The sequence below is a fragment of the Rhodococcus sp. T9N genome, from assembly GCF_024436645.1.
GTDB classification, from domain to species: domain Bacteria; phylum Actinomycetota; class Actinomycetes; order Mycobacteriales; family Mycobacteriaceae; genus Rhodococcus_F; species Rhodococcus_F qingshengii.
In genome coordinates this window covers 74,703-95,979 of sequence record NZ_JAMSKS010000019.1, presented here as the reverse complement: position 1 = coordinate 95,979, position 21,277 = coordinate 74,703, and the positions used below count along the sequence as shown (strand labels likewise).

General features: G+C 62.0%; 18 protein-coding genes and 1 tRNA gene. 6 read left to right on the top strand and 13 right to left on the bottom strand.

Going from position 1 to position 21,277, the window contains the following annotated elements:
* Window positions 1–91: 91 nt before the first annotated feature.
* The 4 genes from M1L53_RS25715 to M1L53_RS25700 form a co-directional block, all read right to left on the bottom strand.
* A tRNA-Val gene (locus M1L53_RS25715) sits at window positions 92–163 on the bottom strand.
* Window positions 164–195: 32 nt separating this feature from the next.
* A complete protein-coding gene (locus tag M1L53_RS25710) occupies window positions 196–660 on the bottom strand; it encodes a peroxiredoxin (protein WP_003941619.1) in 465 nt (154 codons plus the stop codon).
* Window positions 661–695: 35 nt separating this feature from the next.
* The gene (locus M1L53_RS25705; RefSeq protein WP_003941575.1) at window positions 696–1,121 is read right to left on the bottom strand and encodes a DUF3052 domain-containing protein; all 426 of its coding nucleotides are present in this window, start codon (window positions 1,119–1,121) and stop codon (window positions 696–698) included.
* Between the two features lie 177 nt (window positions 1,122–1,298).
* Window positions 1,299–1,859 (bottom strand): hypothetical protein, encoded by a 561-nt coding sequence (locus M1L53_RS25700; RefSeq protein ID WP_231915136.1) that lies wholly within the window; start codon window positions 1,857–1,859, stop codon window positions 1,299–1,301.
* Between the two features lie 233 nt (window positions 1,860–2,092).
* On the opposite strand from M1L53_RS25700, the gene aceE reads away from it, so the two are divergent.
* From aceE to M1L53_RS25670, 6 genes are all read left to right on the top strand, one after another.
* Window positions 2,093–4,948, top strand: a complete 2,856-nt coding sequence (gene aceE / locus M1L53_RS25695; RefSeq protein WP_042445740.1) for a pyruvate dehydrogenase (acetyl-transferring), homodimeric type — start codon at window positions 2,093–2,095, stop codon at window positions 4,946–4,948.
* A 99-nt stretch (window positions 4,949–5,047) separates the two neighbouring features.
* A complete protein-coding gene (locus M1L53_RS25690; RefSeq protein WP_003941635.1) occupies window positions 5,048–6,376 on the top strand; it encodes a CdaR family transcriptional regulator in 1,329 nt (442 codons plus the stop codon).
* Between the two features lie 127 nt (window positions 6,377–6,503).
* On the top strand, window positions 6,504–7,412 hold the full coding sequence (locus M1L53_RS25685) for an ACP S-malonyltransferase (RefSeq protein ID WP_003941630.1): 909 nt from the start codon (window positions 6,504–6,506) through the stop codon (window positions 7,410–7,412).
* Between the two features lie 84 nt (window positions 7,413–7,496).
* Window positions 7,497–7,772, top strand: a complete 276-nt coding sequence (gene acpM, locus M1L53_RS25680) for a meromycolate extension acyl carrier protein AcpM (protein WP_003941649.1) — start codon at window positions 7,497–7,499, stop codon at window positions 7,770–7,772.
* Window positions 7,773–7,779: 7 nt separating this feature from the next.
* Window positions 7,780–9,030, top strand: a complete 1,251-nt coding sequence (locus tag M1L53_RS25675; protein ID WP_003941591.1) for a KasA/KasB family beta-ketoacyl-ACP synthase — start codon at window positions 7,780–7,782, stop codon at window positions 9,028–9,030.
* A gap of 108 nt (window positions 9,031–9,138) precedes the next feature.
* On the top strand, window positions 9,139–10,572 hold the full coding sequence (locus M1L53_RS25670) for an acyl-CoA carboxylase subunit beta (RefSeq protein ID WP_003941597.1): 1,434 nt from the start codon (window positions 9,139–9,141) through the stop codon (window positions 10,570–10,572).
* A 110-nt stretch (window positions 10,573–10,682) separates the two neighbouring features.
* Here M1L53_RS25670 and M1L53_RS25665 read toward each other — a convergent pair whose 3' ends face one another.
* The 9 genes from M1L53_RS25665 to M1L53_RS25625 all read right to left on the bottom strand — a co-directional run bounded on the left by M1L53_RS25665 (window position 10,683) and on the right by M1L53_RS25625 (window position 21,265).
* A complete protein-coding gene (locus M1L53_RS25665) occupies window positions 10,683–11,192 on the bottom strand; it encodes a DUF3145 domain-containing protein (protein ID WP_042445731.1) in 510 nt (169 codons plus the stop codon).
* 128 nt (window positions 11,193–11,320) lie between these two features.
* Window positions 11,321–12,160, bottom strand: coding sequence for a serine hydrolase (locus M1L53_RS25660; RefSeq protein WP_007735479.1), 840 nt, complete (start codon window positions 12,158–12,160; stop codon window positions 11,321–11,323).
* Window positions 12,161–12,196: 36 nt separating this feature from the next.
* Window positions 12,197–13,324: an NDMA-dependent alcohol dehydrogenase gene (locus M1L53_RS25655; protein WP_007735481.1), complete on the bottom strand. Its 1,128-nt coding sequence runs from the start codon at window positions 13,322–13,324 to the stop codon at window positions 12,197–12,199.
* Between the two features lie 308 nt (window positions 13,325–13,632).
* Window positions 13,633–14,937 (bottom strand): HNH endonuclease signature motif containing protein, encoded by a 1,305-nt coding sequence (locus M1L53_RS25650; protein ID WP_142006214.1) that lies wholly within the window; start codon window positions 14,935–14,937, stop codon window positions 13,633–13,635.
* Between the two features lie 64 nt (window positions 14,938–15,001).
* Entirely contained in the window at window positions 15,002–15,676 is a 675-nt protein-coding gene (locus M1L53_RS25645; protein WP_042921920.1) for a response regulator transcription factor, read from the bottom strand.
* On the bottom strand, window positions 15,673–16,875 hold the full coding sequence (locus M1L53_RS25640; RefSeq protein ID WP_030536577.1) for a sensor histidine kinase: 1,203 nt from the start codon (window positions 16,873–16,875) through the stop codon (window positions 15,673–15,675). Before M1L53_RS25640 ends, M1L53_RS25645 begins: the two co-directional genes overlap by 4 nt.
* 18 nt (window positions 16,876–16,893) lie before the next feature.
* Window positions 16,894–19,110: an MMPL family transporter gene (locus M1L53_RS25635; RefSeq protein WP_054187645.1), complete on the bottom strand. Its 2,217-nt coding sequence runs from the start codon at window positions 19,108–19,110 to the stop codon at window positions 16,894–16,896.
* Between the two features lie 95 nt (window positions 19,111–19,205).
* The gene (locus M1L53_RS25630; RefSeq protein WP_007731141.1) at window positions 19,206–20,123 is read right to left on the bottom strand and encodes a carbohydrate kinase; all 918 of its coding nucleotides are present in this window, start codon (window positions 20,121–20,123) and stop codon (window positions 19,206–19,208) included.
* Between the two features lie 47 nt (window positions 20,124–20,170).
* Complete coding sequence (locus M1L53_RS25625) at window positions 20,171–21,265, bottom strand: ABC transporter ATP-binding protein (protein WP_042450146.1); 1,095 nt, start codon at window positions 21,263–21,265, stop codon at window positions 20,171–20,173.
* Between the last annotated feature and the right edge of the window lie 12 nt (window positions 21,266–21,277).

Sequence of the window (21,277 nt, the reverse complement as noted above, 5' to 3'; positions counted from 1 at the left end):
CGTCCAGAATGGCGTATTGCGGACAATTCGTTGTCGAAAATGAAAAACCCCGATCTGCATCGACATGCAGATCGGGGTTTGAATTCTTCGGTGGGCGCGGAGGGTTTCGAACCCCCGACCGCTGGTGTGTAAAACCAGAGCTCTACCACTGAGCTACACGCCCGAACTCCCGGTGAGACCCTCACCGGGAGTGCTCTAAGACTCTAGCGCGGCAAGCGCATTTGCCCAAAGTCCGTGGTCACGGGCTTCTCCGGGGCCGTTCATCTCGGCAAAACGAATGATTCCGTCTTTGTCGATGACAAAGGTGCCACGATTCGCGAAGCCCAACTTGTCGTTGAACACCTCGTACTTCTGAGCGACCTCACCGTGCGGCCAGAAGTCCGACAGCAAGGGAAATGTGTATCCCTGCTCGGCCGACCAGATCTTGTGAGTCGGCGAAGCACCGACAGAAATCGCGAGAATGGCGGTGTCGTCGTTCTCGAACTTCGGAAGCTCGTCACGGACCTTGCAGAGTTCCCCCTGACAAGTCCCGGTGAAGGCCAACGGATAGAAGACCAGCAGAACGTTCTTCTTACCGCGGAAATCTGCGAGCGAAACTTCCTGGTTGTTCTGGTCCTTCAAGGTGAAATCCGGTGCCTGGGCACCAACTTCGAGAGGCATGTGCGATTCCTTGGGAAAGTGCGGAAAGGACCGGGTCAGCGCTTGTTGGCCGGACGAGCCTTCGGCTGAACCAGTCGACTTCCCGACCAGTCACCGAGGTTGGCTGCCGATGTCTGCGTCAGGCCGGCAGTCGGCGCCGATTCGGCGATCTCGCTGGGCTCGACATGTCCGTCGAGACCGGTCTTGGGAGTGAGAACCCACACGAAGCCTTCGTCGGCGAGGGGCCCGATGGCATCCATGAGGGCGTCTACCAGGTCACCGTCCTCGTCGCGCCACCACAGCAGCACGACGTCGATGACCTCGTCGGAATCCTCGTCGAGCATTTCCCCGCCGATGGTTTCCTCAACCGCGGCACGAATGCCGTCGTCGGTATCCTCATCCCAGCCCAGTTCCTGCACCACCATGTCAGTGGTAATCCCGAGTTTCTGAGCGTAGTTCTGGGCATCCGCCGCGGCGACCACGGTGGGGTCCTCCTTTTGTTGATGGTGTGTGGCGACCCCGCACACCTACCGTTTGACGATCAATTAGGGAAAGCGAACATGGTCTGAGGCGTTAGCGCAAGCCGACCACGCCGAAAACTTTCACCAAAGATCGTCTTCTGACACACGGCGAACCTTACGCCTGCGGATTACCGCAGGTCACAGGGATCCACATTCATCGAAGATCGACTTGCGAATCGAATTGCTCGTATCGCTGATCGAATTGATTTCATCGGCCGAATGATCACTCTCGATCACGACAGCAGATGAACGTAGGTTCGCGGCCAATTCGGCGAACAGTCCGGAAAGTTGCGTCGGAAGTTCACTCGAGACCGAGTCGAACCACGAGGCCGTCTCCCTTGCCGAGGAAGCAGCAGCGCTTGCTTCGGCTCTCAGGTCGGTCTCACCATGATTTCCGGCGTCGACGTAGGCATTGAACGCAACCACGTCGTTTTTCGATCGGGAGACCGCTTCCTCACAGATCGCGAACGCCGCCTCTGCCGCATCTGCCGCCGCTTTCGACGAGGATGCGGCGGCCATCGAAATACTCACCTCGGATTGGTATGCAGCCACGTGCGCTTCATTGGGTACTGCCGATCCGGTCACCGCCGCCGAACATCCCACGATCACCGACAGTCCCACTGCGATCGATCCGACCGAGACCCACGCCCCGACCCTGCCGTAATTGATTTCTTTGTTTATTTTTTCCCACCCCTTCATACGTTCCGATCGATCCCCCAAGCCTGTGACTACGGGGAACCATCACACCCCTGCGTCACGCCGAAAAACGCTACCCGAGAGTAACCAGAGGCGAGGTGTGCCGGACCGACCGGGATGGTGAAAGATGAGGTACGCGCCATATTCACGATGGAAGTGCGTCGGACCTAACAAGGCCTCGATCACCTATGTAAGGACGCCCCACCACGCGTCCCCAAACCAATGAGGAGCACACGTTGTCTGACCTGATCCAGGGTCCCGCGTCCGGGCAGAACGCCGATTCCGGCGCCGCCGGCGAGTCGGGTTCGCCCGCGTCGAATACGCCGGGGGGAACCGACGGTCGCGTTCGCGTCATTCGCGAAGGTGTTGCGTCGTACCTGCCGGACATCGATCCGGACGAGACCACCGAATGGCTCGAATCATTCGACGGACTTCTGGATCGATCCGGACCCACGCGTGCCCGCTACCTCATGCTCCGCATGCTCGAACGCGCCGGCGAGAAGCACGTCGCACTCCCCGCGCTCACGTCGACCGACTACGTCAACACGATTCCGACCGAAAACGAGCCGTGGTTCCCCGGTGACGAAGAGGTCGAGCGCCGCTATCGCGCCTGGATCCGTTGGAACGCCGCGATCATGGTCCACCGCGCTCAGCGACCGGGCGTCGGCGTCGGCGGTCACATCTCCACCTACGCATCCTCGGCAGCGTTGTACGAGGTCGGCTTCAACCACTTCTTCCGCGGCAAGGACCACCCGGGCGGTGGCGACCACATCTTCATCCAGGGTCACGCCTCCCCCGGCATCTACGCACGCGCCTTCCTCGAGGGCCGCATCCCCGCGGAACAGCTCGACGGATTCCGCCAGGAGAAGTCCCACGCCGACTTCGGCGGCGCACTGCCGTCCTACCCGCACCCACGGCTGCTTCCCGACTTCTGGGAGTTCCCGACGGTCTCGATGGGCCTCGGCCCGATGAACGCCATCTACCAGGCCCGGTTCAACCACTACCTCAACGACCGCGGCATCAAGGACACCACCGATCAGCACGTGTGGGCGTTCCTCGGCGACGGCGAAATGGACGAGCCCGAGTCACGCGGCCTCGCTCACGTCGCGGCAACCGAAGGCCTCGACAACCTCACGTTCGTCGTGAACTGCAACCTCCAACGCCTCGACGGCCCGGTCCGCGGCAACGGAAAGATCATCCAGGAACTGGAATCGTTCTTCCGCGGTGCCGGCTGGAACGTCATCAAGGTCGTCTGGGGTCGCGAGTGGGATGCGCTGCTGCACGCCGATCGTGACGGCGCACTGGTCAACCTGATGAACGTGACGCCGGACGGTGACTACCAGACGTACAAGGCCAACGACGGCGCGTTCGTACGCGATCACTTCTTCGGACGTGACCCCCGCACCAAGGAACTGGTCAAGGACCTCACAGACCAGGAAATCTGGAACCTCAAGCGCGGTGGCCACGACTACCGCAAGGTCCACGCCGCCTACGCAGCGGCCATGGCACACAAGGGCCAGCCGACGGTCATCCTGGCGCACACCATCAAGGGCTACACCCTCGGTAAGCACTTCGAGGGCCGCAACGCCACACACCAGATGAAGAAGCTGACGCTGGACGATCTCAAGGCGTTCCGCGACATGCAGCACATCCCGATCTCGGACGCCGAGCTCGAGAAGGATCCGTACCTGCCTCCGTACTACCACCCGGGCGCGGACGCTCCCGAGATCAAGTACATGCTCGACCGTCGTAAAGCACTCGGCGGGTTCCTGCCTTCCCGCAACACCGACGCTGCTCCGCTCAAGCTCCCCGAGGACAAGACGTACGACGTCATCCGCAAGGGTTCGGGCAAGCAGGAAGTCGCCACCACCATGGCGATCGTGCGCATCCTCAAGGAACTGTTGCGCGACAAGGAAATCGGCAAGCGCATCGTGCCGATCATCCCGGACGAGGCTCGCACGTTCGGTATGGACTCGTGGTTCCCGTCGCTGAAGATCTACAACCGCAACGGGCAGCTCTACACCTCCGTCGACGCCGAACTCATGCTCGCCTACAAGGAGAGCCCGATCGGCCAGATCCTGCACGAGGGCATCAACGAGGCCGGCTCGACGGCATCGTTCACCGCAGTCGGCACGTCGTACGCCACCCACGGTGAACCGATGATTCCGCTGTACATCTTCTACTCGATGTTCGGTTTCCAGCGCACCGGCGACGGCCTGTGGGCGGCTGCCGACCAGATGGCTCGGGGATTCGTTCTCGGCGCCACCGCCGGTCGTACAACTCTGACCGGTGAAGGTCTCCAGCACGCCGACGGACACTCGCTGCTCCTGGCATCCACCAACCCCGCAGCTGTCACGTACGACGCCGCGTTCTCGTACGAGTTGGCGCACATCGTCAAGGACGGCTTGCGCCGCATGTACGGCGGCACCGAGGGCGTCGACGGTTTCGGTGGCGAGAACATCTTCTACTACCTGACCATCTACAACGAGCCGTACGTTCAGCCGGCCGAGCCCGAAGGTCTCGACGTCGAGGGCTTGCTCAAGGGCATCTACCTCTACAAGACGTCCGAAGCATCCGGCCCGAAGGCACAGATCCTCGTCTCCGGTGTCGCGATGCCCGAGGGGCTGCGCGCGCAGAAGCTACTTGCCGACGAATGGGGCGTCTCGGCCGACGTCTGGTCGGTCACGTCCTGGGGTGAGCTGCGCCGCGAAGGCGTCGAATGCGAACGTCAGGCGCTGCTCAATCCGTCCGAGGATGCTCCGGTTCCCTTCGTCACCACGGCGTTGTCGTCGGCCCAAGGCCCCGTAGTTGCGGCTTCGGACTGGATGCGGGCGGTCTCGGACCAGATCCGTCAGTGGGTTCCCGGCGACTACACCACGCTCGGCACGGACGGGTTCGGCTTCTCCGACACCCGCACCGCTGCGCGTCGTTACTTCAACGTCGATGCCGAATCCATCGTCGTTGCCGTGCTGATCGGTTTGGCAAAGGAAGGATCGATCGAGCGGTCGAAGGCCGTCGAAGCAGCGAGCCGATACCGCATCGACGACGTGAATGCTGCTCCCGAGCAGACCGGGGACACCGGTAGCGCCTAAGTCGTAGGGCAACAGTCCCAGCGATCGAAAACAGACCTACGCCCATCGCCGCGGGTGTCATCTCGACATCCGCTGCGGCGATGGGCGTAGGTTTTTCTCATGCCCGAACCTGATCCCGAGAAACCCGAAGAGGGCGTACGCCGCACTCGACCACAGTCGTCCGGGTTGCAGGCTGTACTCGCCCGCCGTCGTCAGGTTCGCGATCCACTTCCAGAAGCCTTGCTCCGTCGCGTCAAACAGTTCTCCGGCCGGCTCTCCACCGAGGCCGTGACCGTGATGGAGGAGCAGCTTCCGTTCTTCGACAGTCTCGACGCTTCGCAACGCGCCGACGTTCAACTGTTGGTGCAGACGTCGGTGGTGAATTTCCTGGAATGGCTGCGGCAACTCGACTCGGAGATCAGCTTCGGATACGAGTCGTTTCCGGTCATCCCTCAGGATCTTGCTCGACAGCTCACGCTGCGCCAGACCGTCGACATGGTCCGGGTGGCGATGGAGTTCTTCGAGAAATGGCTGCCGGCTCTCGCCCGCAACGATCAGCAGCTGATCGCGCTGACAGAAGCCGTCCTGCGCTACGGGCGTGAACTCGGTTTCGCAGCAGCGACGGTGTACGCAAGCGCTGCCGAGTCGCGGGGTGCCCTGGACACGCGACTGGAAGCGCTCGTCGTCGACGCCGTCGTGCAGGGAGACACCGGCTCGGACATGCTCTCTCGCGCCGCCACCTTGAACTGGGATGCCACGGCTCCGGCCACCGTCATCGTCGGGTCTCCCCCGCCGGACGAGCGGGTCTCGGTTGCCGGCACCGTCCACGCGACTGCCGCCGCGCACGGGCGCGCTGTTCTCGCCGTGGTGCAGGGTCCGCGACTGGTGATGATCGTCAGCGGCGAGCTGAGCAGTAAGACGGAAGGCAGCCAATTCCTTCAAGACCTGCTCATGAGTTTCGCCGACGAGCCGGTGGTGATCGGCCCGACGACACCCTCGTTGAGCGCAGCGCACTTCAGTGCGTCCGAAGCTCTGGCGGGAATCAAGGCTGTTGCCGGGTGGCGCGGCGCACCTCGTCCCGTTTTCGCGACTGAACTGCTCCCGGAACGGGCACTACTGGGAGACGCCGCTGCCGTGAAGGCTCTTCGCGATTTCCTCGTCGCACCTTTAGCTGAATCCGGCACAGTCTTGACCGATACTTTAGACAGTTATCTCGACTGTGGAGGTGCGGTTGAGACTTGTGCACGTCTTCTGTTTGTTCATCCAAATACCGTTCGGTACCGCTTGAAGCGAATCGCCGAAGTTACCGGCCGGGATCCAACGAATCCACGCGACGCGTATGTACTACGGATCGCCGCTACCGTGGGCCGATTGACACAAATCGATCTCAAATCGAACAATTCGGTTACTTCAGTCACATCTTTAACATCCGGACAAACAAACCTGTAACCCCTGAGCGTCCAATTTCGATGGCCGAGCGCGACGTGGGATTTTGTGGGAACCCTACAAAACACTTCGCCAGAGTTCATCGCGACCGACATCTCGCAGGTCGCTCGCGGCGGTGTTCTCTTAATAAGTGATTTCGTTGCTCGCCCCGGGACAGGGCTCTCAGACACCCGGCATGCTCAGCCCCTGGCTGGCACTGCCCGGAGCACAAGACCGCCTCGAAGTGTGGTCGAAGGCAGCCGGCCTGGACCTCGTCCGACTCGGCACGACCGCGACCGCCGAAGAAATCACCGACACCTCGGTAACCCAGCCCCTCGTCGTTGCCGCTGCTCTGCTGGCATACGAGGAAATCGAATCACGTGGGCTCCTCGGCGCCGACGTCATCGCTGCCGGCCATTCGGTGGGTGAGCTTGCCGCTGCTGCGGTCGCCGGTGTTATCTCCGCTGACGACGCGGTCGCGCTTGCCGCCCTCCGTGGCGCCGAGATGGCCAAGGCTTGTTCGCTCGAGCCCACGGGCATGTCAGCCGTTCTCGGTGGAGACGAAGCCGAAGTGCTCGCACGAATCGAAGAACTCGGGCTGGAAGCAGCCAACCGCAATGCGGCCGGCCAGATCGTGGCGGCCGGACTGCTCACCGCGCTCGAAGAACTCGCAGCAAACGCACCCGAAAAGGCCCGAGTCCGCGCACTACCCGTCGCCGGAGCTTTCCACACCCGCTTCATGGCGCCGGCGCAGGACGCCGTCGCAGCTGCTGCCGCCAAGATCACCCCTTCCGATCCGACGCGCACGCTGCTTTCCAACTCGGATGGCGCACCCGTCTCCTCGGGCGCCGACGCCCTCACCAAGCTTGCCGCGCAGGTAACCCGCCCCGTTCGTTGGGACCTCTGCTCCGCGTCGTTGCGGACAGCAGAAGTCAGCGCGATCGTGGAACTCCCGCCGGCCGGAACCCTCGTCGGAATTGCCAAGCGTGAAATGCGTGGCACACCGACGGTGGCCCTCAAGAACCCGGAGGATATCTCCGCACTGTCCGAGCTGACCTAGCTCGGACGCCCACCCGGCCGATCAGCCCGAACGGCGGCCGGACGTTTCACCCCACCTCAATCGATCAAGAAGGGAGCCACACCAGTGGCCCACACTCAGGAAGAAATCATCGCGGAACTCGGCCAGATCGTGGAGGAGGTCACCGGTATCGAGCCTTCCGAGGTCACCGTCGACAAGTCCTTCGTGGACGACCTCGATATCGACTCCCTGTCCATGGTCGAGATCGCCGTTCAGACCGAAGACAAGTACGGCGTGAAGGTCCCCGACGAGGATCTCGCAGGCCTGCGCACCGTCGGCGACATCGTCGCGTACATCCAGAAGCTCGAAGCCGAAGGCGCCGAAGCCAAGAACGCAGAGTGAGCCGACCGTGACTTCCGCTTCTACCCGCAAAGGGAAATTCCCCGACATCGTCGTCACGAGCCTCGCGACGTCGACCTCGGTGGCTGGTGATGTGGATGGCACGTGGAAGGCGCTACTCGCCGGCGAAAGCGGCATCGGAATCCTCGATGACCCGTTCATCGACGAGTTCGACCTTCCCATTCGCATCGGCGGGCACCTGAAGGTTTCACCGGACGAGGGCTTGTCCCGCGTCGAAATTCGACGGATGAGCTGGGTGGAACGCCTTGCCCTCACGTTGAGTCGCACGGTCTGGAGCAACGCCGGCAGCCCTGAAGTCGATCAGGACCGCCTGGCCGTTGTCATCGGCACCGGACTCGGCGGCGGCGACACGCTCATCGACGCCGTCGACAAGCTCCGTGGCGGCGGATACCGCAAGGTGTCCCCGTTCTCGGTGCAGATGGTCATGCCCAACGGACCGGCCGCAACGGTCGGACTCGAACTCGGGGCCCGCGGTGGCGTCATCACTCCGGTGTCGGCATGTTCATCAGGTTCCGAGGCAATTGCTCACGCTCACCGCATGCTTGTCATGGGTGACGCGGACATGGTTGTGGCTGGTGGAGTCGAGAGCTTCATCGACGCCGTTCCGATCGCGAGCTTCGCCATGATGCGTGCGATGAGCACCAACAACGACAATCCGGCCGCAGCTTCACGTCCTTTCGACAAGGACCGCGACGGATTTGTCTTCGGCGAAGCCGGCGCCTTGATGATCCTCGAAACCGAGGAGCACGCAAAGGCACGCGGGGCAACGATTCACGCCCGCCTGCTTGGTTCCGGAATCACTTCGGACGGGTACCACATCGTGGCACCGCATCCGGAAGGCCTGGGCGCGGCGCGAGCCATGACCCGAGCAATCGAGATGGCCGGACTGACGAAGTCCGACATCAAGCACATCAACGCCCACGCCACTGCGACGCCGATCGGTGACATCGCAGAGGCAAAGGCAATCAACGCAGCAGTCGGCAATCACGCTGCGGTGTACGGCCCGAAATCCGCGCTGGGACACTCGATCGGCGCTGTCGGCGCCCTCGAATCAGTCCTCACGGTTCTGGCAGTGCGTGACGGGATCATCCCGCCCACGCTCAACGTTGACAGCCAGGATCCAGAAATCGATCTCGATGTCGTCAAGGGTGAACCCCGAACCGGCTCTTTCGATTTCGCACTGAACAACTCGTTCGGTTTCGGTGGGCACAATGTCGCGCTCGCCTTCGGTCGGGCCTAGCCCGAACCGCGGTTTGCACCTGTCCGCGGGTGTCGTTGCAACACAACGTCACCCGCGGACAACACCGACCTTTCGTTCCACCCAAGGCTCGTACTGAAGGAGGACGCGATGACCATCCTGGCCCCCGTGACAAAGTCCGAATCATCGACAGACCCGCGCGATCCTCTTGCGCGCCTGGAAAATCTGTTCGACCCCGGCACAACAGTGCCGCTCCACGCCCGTGACAAATCCGGTGTGCTCGCCGCGTCCGGAAACATCGACGGCGTCCGCACCATCGCGTACTGCTCCGACGCCACTGTCATGGGTGGCGCCATGGGCGTCGACGGTTGCAAACACCTCGTCAAAGCCATCGATACCGCTATCGAGGAAGAGTCCCCCATCGTGGGCCTCTGGCACTCCGGTGGCGCGCGTCTGGCTGAAGGCGTCGAGGCGCTCCACGCCGTCGGACTGGTCTTCGAGGCCATGGTCCGCGCGTCGGGTCTCATACCTCAAATTTCCGTCGTGCTCGGCTTTGCCGCTGGCGGAGCCGCGTATGGTCCAGCCCTCACCGATGTCGTGATCATGGCGCCGGAAGGCCGAGTGTTCGTCACCGGGCCAGACGTAGTTCGTAGTGTCACCGGCGAACAGGTCGACATGGTGTCACTCGGCGGTCCGGACACACACACCAAGAAGTCGGGTGTCGCTCACATCGCCGCACACGACGAGGCCGACGCATTGCACCGCGCGCGCCGCCTGGTCTCGATGATGTGCGAGCAGGGCGAATTCGATCAGCGGGCAGCGGAACTCGGCGACAGCGATCTGCGCGCCATGATGCCTGCCTCCGCGAAACGCGCGTACGACGTTCGTCCGATCGTTCACGAAATGCTCGACAACGTCGAAGGCGAGTCGAGTTTCGAAGAACTGCAAGGCAATTACGCTCGGAGCATCGTCACCGGTTTCGGCCGGATGGCCGGACGCACCGTTGGCGTCATTGCGAACAACCCACTGCGACTCGGGGGGTGCCTGAACTCCGAAAGTGCAGAGAAGGCCGCTCGATTCGTGCGACTGTGCAACGCATTTGGCGTGCCGCTCGTGGTCGTCGTCGATGTTCCCGGGTATTTGCCGGGCGTCTCGATGGAGTGGGAAGGCGTTGTCCGACGCGGAGCGAAGTTACTTCACGCCTTCGCCGAGGCAACGGTCCCCCGCGTCACCGTCGTCACTCGAAAGATCTACGGCGGCGCCTACATCGCGATGAACTCGCGAGCACTGGGAGCCACGGCCGTATTCGCTTGGCCCAACTCCGAAGTAGCCGTGATGGGTGCGAAGGCTGCTGTCGGCATCCTGCACAAGCGGGCCCTCGCAGCTGCACCGGACGACGAGCGTGAAGCATTGCACGACCGACTCGCTGCCGAGCACGAGGCAATCGCGGGCGGCGTCGACCGCGCGGTCGAAATCGGCGTCGTCGACGAGGAAATCGACCCGGCGAAGACTCGCAGCATCGTGACCGCTGCCCTCGCGTCTGCACCATCTGTCCGCGCGCGGCACAAGAACATTCCGCTCTGACAACCCTGGACAGCAAGGTGGGCCTCGCCGATACGGCGGGGCCCACCTTTGTCATTCAAGTCTTTGTCGTTCAAGCCGCGAGAGCACTCCGGGTTCAGGATGGACCTCGGTCAGCTGACACGCCTTCGCAGCCATGTCACTTCGGCACCTTCGCCTGAACTCCGGAAGGGTTCGAGTTCCTCGTCCCACGGTGTACCTATCGCCCGATCGATTTCCGCGGCGATGTCTCCACCGGAATTCATGATGGACCGCAGTTTCATCTCCCCTACGACGACATCACCGTTCGCACTGGTGGATCCGCGCCACAGGCCCAGACCGGGCACATGGCTGTACCGTTCGCCGTCGACGCCGTGACTCGGGTCCTCGGTGACCTCGAACCGCAACATCGGCCACGCGCGTAGCGAGTCGACCAGGCGGGCACAGGTTCCGACGGGACCCGTCCAGTCCGTCGTCGCACGCAGAAGCCCGTCGTAGGCAGGCTGTGAGGTCCATCTGAGCTTGGCAGGGCTGTCCAACGTGGCGGACAAAGCCCAATCCACGTGCGGGCACAGCGCCGCGGGCGACGAGTGGATGTAAACCACACCAGTCGTCACGTCCGCGAATTGATTCATTTCGCGCACTCGAGCCTCCTGCTTCGACGAGGGACGTCTTCCCCAACGACCTCTGTCGAGTTCGTGCAGCACGCTCGATTGAACAGTGTGCCTTGTGTTACCCGTGTTGCGCCAGTGGAAGGAGAGAAATTTGTGCTCTACCGCGAAACTTCACCGACCACGCCATCCGACAATTCGGTCCACAAAGGCTTGGCCCAATCACCGAAATCGCGATCGGTAAGCACGACGCACGCAGTATCGATCGTGGGATCGACCCACAGGAACGTCCCGGACTGGCCGAAATGACCGAAGGTAGCGGCCGAGTTCTCGAGACCCGTCCAATGCGGACGCTTGTCGCCCCGAATTTCGAATCCGAGCCCCCAGTCGTTGGGGCGCTGAGAGCCGTAACCCGGAAGAATTCCGTTGAGCCCCGGGAACTGCACAGTTGTCGCCTCTGCGAACGTCTGCGCCGAGACCAGAGTCGGCGAGAGCAGTTCAGCCGCGAACTTGGCCAAGTCGTCTGCCGATGCCTGCGCACCGTGACCGGCCGGACCGACAAGAGCCGCGCTGGTCATCGCCAACGGCGCGAACACCGCCTCGGCCAGATAGTCGGCAAATTCGATCTCGGTCTCCCGGGAAACCAACTCGGCAAGCACCTCGAACCCCGCACTCGAGTAGATCCGCTTCGACGCCACCGGCGCCTGAACAACACGTTCGGCGAATGCCAATCCCGAAGCATGTGCGAGGAGATGACGAACGGTCGACCCCTCAGGCCCGGCCGGCCCATCCAACTCGACCGCCCCCTCCTCCACTGCCACGAGAATCGCGTAGGCGCACAACAGTTTTGTCACCGAAGCCAGGGGGAAAACATGCGCCTGGTCGCCACTGAAACCACGAATGCGGTCGCCCTCACCGGGATTCTTCCCGGAGAGGACGACCGCTGCCGCATTGTCGACCGGCCACTGCTGGATTACGTCGAGACTGTGAGTACTGGGCACCCGATCAGACTACTGGCACAAGAGTTGCGCTTCCGATCACCAGTCAGCTTCGGTGTAGCGGATGACGCCGCGGATGTTCTTGCCATCCAACATGTCCTGGTAGCCGTCGTTCACGCCTTCGAGCGTGTAGGTCCGAGTCACCATGTCGTCGAGGTTCAGCTTGCCTGCCTTGTACATCGCGAGGAGGTTCGGCACGTCCTGGCGAGCGTTGCCACCGCCGAAAATGTTGCCCTGAAGGTCCTTCTGAAGCATCGCCATCAGGAACAGGTTCAGCTTCACATCCATGTCCGTCAGGTGCCCCATTGCGGTGACGACACAACGGCCGGCCTTTGCCGTCAGAATCATCGCTTCTTCGACGTACTCACCCCTCATTTCGCCGACGGTGATGATCGTCTTCTGTGCCATGCGGCCATACGTAGCGTCGATGATCGGCTGAATGGCAGCGGCAGCGCTTTCGAAAGCGTGCGTTGCGCCGAACTTCAGAGCCTGCTCACGCTTCCACGGCACGGGGTCGATGGCAAAGATGTACCGGGCGCCCGATGCAACTGCACCCTGTAGCGCACTGATACCGACGCCGCCGACACCCATGATCACAACGTCTTCGCCGGGCTTCACATCGGCGATGTGGGTTGCCGATCCCCAACCGGTCGGAACGCCGCAACCGACGAGTGCGGCAACCTCGAACGGAATGTCCTTGTCGATCTTCACCACTGACGACTGGTTCACGACCATGTAGGGCGAGAACGTCCCTAGCAGGCACATCGGGATCACGTTTTCGCCGCGAGCCTGGATCCGGTAAGTGCCGTCACTGATGGCCTGGCCGCTGAGGAGGCCCATCCCGAGGTCACACAGGTTCTGATGACCGGCCGAACACGCCGGACAGGTTCCACAAGCCGGAATGAAGGACAGAACGACGTGGTCGCCGACCTCCAGACCCTTGACCTCCGGGCCGAGCTTGGTGATGACGCCCGAACCCTCGTGCCCACCCATGACGGGGAACGACGGCATCGGGGTCGCGCCGGTGACGATGTGGTGATCGGAGTGGCACATTCCGGCCGCTTCCATGCGAATCTGAACTTCGCCGGCTACCGGCTCACCGATCTCGATCTCCTCGACGGACCACTTTTCATTGAGGCCCCACAGGATTGCACCCTTGGTCTTCACGTCACTTCACCCTTTCATTCGCACACCCGCATCTATCTCTGTGACCATAGCCACAAATCTGCGAAATTGGAACGTGTTCTAACGAAAGATTTTGCACTGCAGGTCAGACGTCCAAATGACCTGGCACAACCGGCGCGGCAACAACGGAATAATGACCCACTGAGTGGGACAGGCCACACGGGCACCCGAAAGTAGAGCCGCCCCGAAAGCACGCAACCATTCGACTCCACCCCCCACCAATCGGTCGGACACAGAGCAGCGGGTCTGAAACAGACCTGGGCATGTTCTGGTGCATCTGAGGTTCGTCCTCAGGTTTTGAATGTGGTGTTGGCCGGCCTCGGTTGCTGCTGCGGGTCAATCGAGGGTGGTGGGATGAACCACGGTTTGTTGTCGGCGCCTATTCGGATTTCCCATTTCCCGACGAACCCGGATTTCCGGTGCATCAACCGGTGGTGCGAACGGCACAGCAGGACAAGGTTGTTCATCACCGTCGGGCCACCGTTGGCCCAGTGCCGGATATGGTGCGCATCCGTCCAGGCAGGCACACATGAACACCCCGGGAACGCGCAGCCCCTGTCTCGGGCGATCAACGCCACTCGCTGTTCGGGGGTGACCAATCGTTTTCCGGGTTTCGCATCGAGCGGTGCGCCGTGATCGTCGAGCAGAACCGTGGACAGGAAACAATCACACCCGAGAAGCCTGGTCTGCGACACCGACAGCGGTCCGAGCCAGGGCATGTGCCCGACATCGAGATCCGATACAGCCATTCCGTCATCAGCAGTGGAGGGTGTCGCGGCGCAGTCCCGATGCTCAGCGAGATCCCGAGCGTTGATGTGCACGTTCACGTGCGGGCGTTGACCACCGTCTGTGCCTGTTTTGGCGCAGTCCAGGTAACGGCGGATCAGTTCGGTGAACCCGTCCGCAGTGCGTTTCGCCGCCGACCGAGAATCCGGGGTTCCATCCGGAGCGGGGGTCGGCATCGTCAGATTCGACAACGCCGACAACAACATTTCACCGGTCAGGGCGTCGAAATCCCCACGCACCACCACCCGACCATTGAGCGTCGACGCGATCCGCAACTCGTTGAGATCGACATCCTCGGCGGGCGGAATCTCATCCGATTCGAACAACCGCTCCAACGTCGCGATCACGTTCCGCACTTTCGTCGTCGTCGCCTCCACACCCGACGCAGCAGCGAGCAACAAATCGATGCACTTCGGGAGCGCCTCCTCCGGCATCCCCTTCGGTGGTGATTCACAGAACGCCACGATCAACACGGCATGATCGAAGGAGCAATCCCCACAACCGAACCGAGCCGCCACACCCGGAAGCGGCCGCAACGCCGCGCCCAACGCGGCGATCTTCTTCCCGTCCCGAACCTGCAACATCGTGTTCGCCGCCAACCAGGACCCCACACCGCGGCTGGCAATCACCTGATCATCCGGGCGCAACGAGAGTTCGTCGACCACCGCAACACGAACGGCTTCCAGGCGCAGAATCTCCGCACTCGCCTCGACAGCAGCAGCGCGCAACTCCGCAGCAGTCAACCGCCACAGACGTCCACGTAACCCCACCGCAGAACCAGACACCACATCCGACAACAAGACACTCATTGAATCCCCCGATCCCCTCCCCATATCATACTCGAACACCCGTTCGAGTCAAGAGTTTTTCGAGTCAATCCACCGAGCGTCCCGGAATCACCACACCGCATTGATATGCGAGAACCACCAGTTGCGCGCGGTCGCGGACATCCAGTTTCGTCATCGCCCGATTCACATGGGTTTTTGCCGTGACCGCGCTGATCACCAATTCCGCGGCGATTTCGTCGTTGGACATCCCGAGGGCAACGAGGGTTACCACTTCGAGTTCGCGTGGTGTCAATTGACCGAAAATCCCAGAAGTCGAGTCGGCCCGCGACGGAGTGGAAAGGAACCGAGAAATCAACGCGCTGGTCGCAATCGGCGACAGCAAAGAGTTCCCACCTGCGACCGTCCGAACAGCATCGAGTAGATCCTCCGCTCGGATTCCTTTGCCGATGAAGCCGCTGGCTCCAGCCCGGATCGCCTGTGCCACATGCTCATCCACTTCGAAGGTGGTAAGGATCAACACGCGCACGTCGGTCAAATCCGGATGATCGGCAATCATGGCGGTCGCTTCGACTCCGCTGGTGCCTGGCATTCGAATGTCCATCAATACAACGTCGGGTCGGTGCTCGATCGCCGCCTGGAATGCCTGCTCTCCGTCTGCCGCCTCGGCGACCACCTCCATGTCCTCTTCCGAACCGATCAGCAGCGCAAGCGTTTGACGGAAGAGCGCCTGATCGTCTGCCACTACCACCCGAATACTCACGACTCCCCACTCTCCGAACCCCTGGACACCGAGACAAGCGGCAGTTGGGCGTCCACACGAAATCCCCCGTCCGCGCGGAATCCTGCTGAGACCTCGCCTCCCATTGCCTGTGCCCTCTCCTTCATTCCCAGCAGTCCGTACCCGGGCGGTGACGTCGAAGGCACTGCCGTTCCGGAGTTTTCGACCGACAGCACCAGAACCTCGGCTTCGTACGACAACGACACGGTGACGGCCCCTGGCAACGCATGCTTGCTCGCATTCACGAGTGCTTCCTGGATAATTCGGTACGCCGTGAGGTCTACTGCTGGCCCGAGAGGGCGCAGCGAACCCACAGCGCGCACTTCGATTTCCATTCCCGCACTGACGAATTGATCCACCAGTGCCGGTAGATCCGAAAGCCCCGGAGCCGGCTTCATCGAGCGATCACCGTCCTGAGCGTCACGGAGAACTCCGACCGTGGCCCGAATTTCATCGAGTGCCGCCTTGGACGTTTCCTCCACTCCGCGTAGTGCAGTCGTCGCCTTCTCGGGGTCTTTCCCGATCAAGTGCGACGCGACCCCGACTTGCAGGTTGACCAAGGCAATGTGGTGCGCGACAACGTCGTGCAGGTCTCGCGCAATCCGCATCCTTTCTTCGACGACGCGGTGTCGGGCCTCGTCCTCGCGCATTCTTTCCGCTTGCACCGCGCGCGCCTCCACGGACTCCAGATAGGCTCGGCGAGAACGGACCTCGGCGCCGGCAAAACTTGCCATCAGCAACCAAGCCAACAACCCCAGTGCCTCCTGCAGGAGATTGTTCCCCACTCCCAGGAAGATTGTGACGAGCATCAGCGAGCTGACTGTGCTCGCCGCTGCGAAGAAGGTCCTCCGGCGGTCACTCGTGCTGGCAACGTAGTAGAGGCACACCATCGCTGCGGAACCTGTGCCGGCATTCGGCGGCGCTGACAGCGCAATCATCAATACGCCGAGGAGTACTGCCACCGCCAGTGCCGAGAACGGATAGCGCCTTCGGAACACGATGGTTGCCGCTGCGATCGCTGTTACAAGCACTCCCACAACCGTGACCTCGCGGGTGTCATTGCCGTCGAGCGCGATGCGGTGCGCCGTCCACGTGGCAAGGAGCACGAGAATCGCCAGTGCCAGGTCGATGGTGCGCGGGTGTTCCGCACACCATCGACCCCACGTCGATGTCGAAGTCATCGATCTACCGTATCCGGGTCACACCGACAACTTGTCGCTCGTGGGTTCACTGGATTCCTTCGAATCTGCGAGCAGCGCAGTCAACTGCTCCCCCTCGACATCGACGTTCGGGACCAACCGGTCCAGCCATGAGGGGAACCACCATGCCCTCGAGCCCAACAGGGACATGACGGCCGGTACGACGGTCATACGAATCACGAAGGCGTCGAACAGAACCGCGAACGAGAGTCCGAGTCCGATCTGCATGATGAAGGCGTCGCCGCCGAAGATGAAGCCCGCGAAAACGGCGATCATGATCAGCGCCGCGGCCGTGACCACTCGCGCGCCCTGGTCGAAGCCCTTCACGACTGCTTCATCCGGTCCGTCACCGTGGACGAACGCTTCACGCATTCTGGTCACCAGGAACACCTGGTAGTCCATCGCCAACCCGAAGACGATGCCAATCATGAAGATGGGCAACATCGCCACAACTGATCCGGTTTGACCTTCGATTCCGAGAATGCCGGCGAACCAACCCCACTGGAAGATCGCGACCAGCACACCGAACGTCGCACCGATCGAGAGCAGAAATCCGAGAGTTGCCTTGAGTGGTACCAAGATCGAGCGGAACACCAACATCAGGAGGATGAAGGCGAGGCCGACGACCAATGCGAGGTAGGGAACCAGGGCGTCGGCCAGGCGATCCGAAACGTCGATCGTCAACGCTGTCTGACCGGTGACCGACATCGTGGCTCCGGTCTCGTCGGTCAGTGATCCGGCGACCTCACGTATATCTGCGACGAGCGCCTTTGTTGCCTCGGTTTCCGGGCCACTCGAGGGAACCACCGTGATGACTGCTGTATCGCCGGCCTGATTGAGTGCTGGCGGCGTCACTGCCGCTACGTCGGGCAGAGCACCGAGCTTTTCCTGGGCGCCGCTCAATGCCGCTGCCGGATCTGCGGCGTCGGCAACGTCGACGACCACCATGAGCGGACCGCTGAACCCGGCACCGAACCCCTCGGATAGTCGGTCGGTAGCCCTGGCGGCAGTTGTGTCGGGCACTGGTGGGCTCGCCAAACTCAGGTTGATTCCGAATGTGGGGATCGCCAGCAATCCCAGCCCGAGGACTGACGCGAGCAAAACCGGAACTCGACGCCGGATCACGAACTCGGCCCATCGCGAGCCCGCCCCCTCCGACTGTTTCCGGTGTGTCAGTTCACCGCCGGACGCCAGCAGTCGACGATCAGACCGACTCATGACGCGCGACCCTGCAAATCCGAGTGTGGCGGGCAGCAGCGTCAGTGAAATCACCACTGCAACAGCAACTGCGAATGCTGCAGCCAGACCCATGCTCGTCAGGAACGGGATGTTCACGACGAACAGTCCTGCCAATGCGATGAGCACCGTCAACCCCGCGAACACTACGGCCGAACCCGCAGTCCCCGCTGCGCGGCCCGCAGCAATTTCTGGATCATGTCCGTCACGTAGTTCGGAGCGGTAGCGCGAGACGATGAAGAGCGAATAGTCGATCGCCACGGCGAGCCCCAGCATCATTGCCAGGACGGTTGTGCTCGAACCTAATTCGATGAAACCAGTTGCGATTGTGATCGTGCAGATCGCGATGCCGATGCCGATCAACGCGCTGATCAAGGGAAGCCCCGCCGCAACCAAGGAACCGAAGGTGACGGTCAGCACCACCGCGGCGATCGCGACTCCGATCACCTCTCCCATCGATTCGGCGCTGCTTTCCATCAGCACGTTGCCGGCAACATCGACTGCCAGCCCTGAATCCGCGGCGTCGTGGACGGCGGACTCGAGCAGTTCTTTCGAACTGTCCGGTAAGTCCATCGAGTCGGCGGTATAGGAGACCTGCATGTATCCGATCGTCCCAGTCGGCGACACTCCGCCGGAGGCATACGGATCCGATACCGCTGCAATCTCAGGATCCTTCCCGAGCGCAGAGACCAAGTCACTGACGGATTGTCGAATCGCCGGATCGGTGAGCGTCGTGCCCGCCGGAGATTCGAAGACGATGCGAGCACTGGCTCCGTCGGTGGACGATTGCGGAAATCTTTCAGCCAGAAGATCTTGCGCCGCTTGTGATTCGGTGCCCGGAATCGACAACGTATTGACGGTCGGACCGGACAGCGTTGCTGCGCCTACTCCGCCCGCCACCAGCAGGACGACCCAGAAGCCCACCATTGCCCAACGGCGCCGAAACGCGAGTCGCGAGAGTTTGTACAGGAATATCGACATGCGTGTCACTGTGCCGATACACGACCCCGTCGCACATCGTGCACAGGTAGGCAGTTCGACGTACTGCGCTCGCAGTAGGGCGGTGGTCCCCAGTGCTAGACGGGCAGGCCCAACTCCCTTGACCACGGCGGATCCGCCCCGGGACGTGACACGGTGACGGCTGCCGCGCGTGCGGCAAAGGTCAACGCGGCCGACCAATCTGCCTCGGTGAACGCACGCACAACAGCGACGTCGAGTGCGTCGTGACGATCAAGGTAGGCCAACAGGGCTCCGTGAACGGTATCGCCCGCACCGATCGTGTCCGCGACGTCGACCGCGGGCGCCGGCACCGAAACATCGAGTTCCTCGGTGATCAACCGCAACCCGTCACCACCACGGGTGAGCAGGACGGCGCCGACGCCTTCGTGGAGCCACTCGGCGCCGTCGACCGAACCCAACCACTTCGCGTCGTCGTCGCTCACTTTGAGAATATCGATGGCGGGCAACCACGAACGAAACCGTCGTCGATACGCGTCCGGGTCGGAGATCACCGCCGGACGAATGTTGGGGTCGACCATGGTGAGTCGACCGCGGGCGTGTGCTTCGTGCAGCAAAGCTTCGTAGGCAGAGGCCCCGGGCTCGAGCACCAGCGACAGCGTTCCGAACGAGAATGCCCGGGCAGAGGGAAGTTTCGGCAGCGCGAACTGTCGATCCGCCGTTCCCTCGAGGTAGAAGGAATACCGCGCACCTCCGTCCGCTGCAAGGTTCACGACGGCCAGAGTTGTCGGCTCGGGCCCACGTTCGACCCCAGTTGTGTCGACATTGGACGCGGCCAGCGAGTCGATCATCCGATCTCCGAAAGCGTCTGTGGACAAGCGAGAGACGAATCCCACGTCGGATCCGAGTCGACCCAGTGCAATCGCAACGTTGAACGGTCCACCGCCCAACTTGGGTGAGAAGTTCTCCCCCACCGGAACCAGATCAACCAATCCCTCACCACACACCACGACGGATCGTTCGCGTGTATCACTCATCGGTAGACCCTAACCTTCTCACCAGTCGAAGATAGATGTGATGGGATTCAGCTACCCACACGCTCGCCCGTAGCCGGGTCGAAGAGGTGAACGAGGCCGTCCACCCGCTCGAAGCCCAGCGTCTGGCCGTACTGCAGCTTCGATCGACCGCCGGTGCGTGCAACGAGCGAGATCGGGTCGGCTTCGGTACCAGGCACGTGTGCGTAGATGTACGACTCGTTGCCCAGTTCCTCTACCAGGTCGATCTGAGCTGCGATTCCGTCTCCGGCAGCAACCACCTGGAATTGCTCGGGCCGAATTCCCACTGTGACCGAAGCCAGACCGGCCGCGGCGATTGCCGCCATCTGCTCGCGGTCCAGCGGAACCTCGACGTCGCCGAAACGCACCCCACCCGAACTGACCGGCGCCGTTACCAAGTTCATACCTGGAGATCCGATGAAGCCGGCAACAAACGCATTGGCCGGCCGATCGTAAAGTTCGGTCGGAGAAGCGAATTGTTGCAACTTGCCGCCCTTGAGCACTGCCACGCGATCACCCATCGTCATCGCTTCCACCTGATCGTGCGTGACGTAGACGGTGGTGGTTCCGAGACGACGCTGCAACGCCGCGATCTGCGTGCGGGTCTGGACGCGTAGCTTTGCGTCGAGGTTGGAGAGCGGCTCGTCCATGCAGAACACTTGCGGTTCACGAACGATAGCTCGGCCCATGGCAACTCGCTGCCGTTGACCACCGGAAAGCTTGGCCGGCTTGCGGTCGAGATAGTCAGTCAGGTCAAGCAGTTTGGCCGCTTCGGCCACTTTCTTCTTACGCTCCTCGACGGGCACACCGCGCATCTTCAACGCGAACCCCATATTTTCCCCGACGGTTTTGTTGGGGTACAGCGCGTAATTCTGGAAGACCATTGCGATGTCGCGATCCTTGGACGGGACATCGGTCATGTCCTTGCCGTTGATGGTGATCGCGCCGGAATCGATGTCCTCGAGCCCTGCCAACATGCGCAGGGCCGTGGACTTTCCGGAACCTGACGGACCGACGAGCACGATGAACTCCCCGTCGTTGATGTCGAGATCGAGTGAATCGACAGCGAGGGTCCCGGCACCTTCGTAGATGCAAGACGCTTTCTGGTACGAGATTTCAGCCATGACGAACTCCTG

Excerpts from the sequence above, each read along its gene's own strand:
- M1L53_RS25625 (WP_042450146.1), bottom strand. The coding sequence starts at position 21,265 with ATGGCTGAAATCTCGTACCAGAAAGCGTCTTGCATCTACGAAGGTGCC.
- M1L53_RS25630 (WP_007731141.1), bottom strand. The coding sequence starts at position 20,123 with ATGAGTGATACACGCGAACGATCCGTCGTGGTGTGTGGTGAGGGATTG.
- M1L53_RS25710 (WP_003941619.1), bottom strand. The coding sequence starts at position 660 with ATGCCTCTCGAAGTTGGTGCCCAGGCACCGGATTTCACCTTGAAGGAC.
- M1L53_RS25690 (WP_003941635.1), top strand. The coding sequence starts at position 5,048 with ATGCCCGAACCTGATCCCGAGAAACCCGAAGAGGGCGTACGCCGCACT.
- M1L53_RS25640 (WP_030536577.1), bottom strand. The coding sequence starts at position 16,875 with ATGACTTCGACATCGACGTGGGGTCGATGGTGTGCGGAACACCCGCGC.
- M1L53_RS25700 (WP_231915136.1), bottom strand. The coding sequence starts at position 1,859 with ATGAAGGGGTGGGAAAAAATAAACAAAGAAATCAATTACGGCAGGGTC.
- M1L53_RS25670 (WP_003941597.1), top strand. The coding sequence starts at position 9,139 with ATGACCATCCTGGCCCCCGTGACAAAGTCCGAATCATCGACAGACCCG.
- M1L53_RS25635 (WP_054187645.1), bottom strand. The coding sequence starts at position 19,110 with ATGTCGATATTCCTGTACAAACTCTCGCGACTCGCGTTTCGGCGCCGT.
- M1L53_RS25650 (WP_142006214.1), bottom strand. The coding sequence starts at position 14,937 with ATGAGTGTCTTGTTGTCGGATGTGGTGTCTGGTTCTGCGGTGGGGTTA.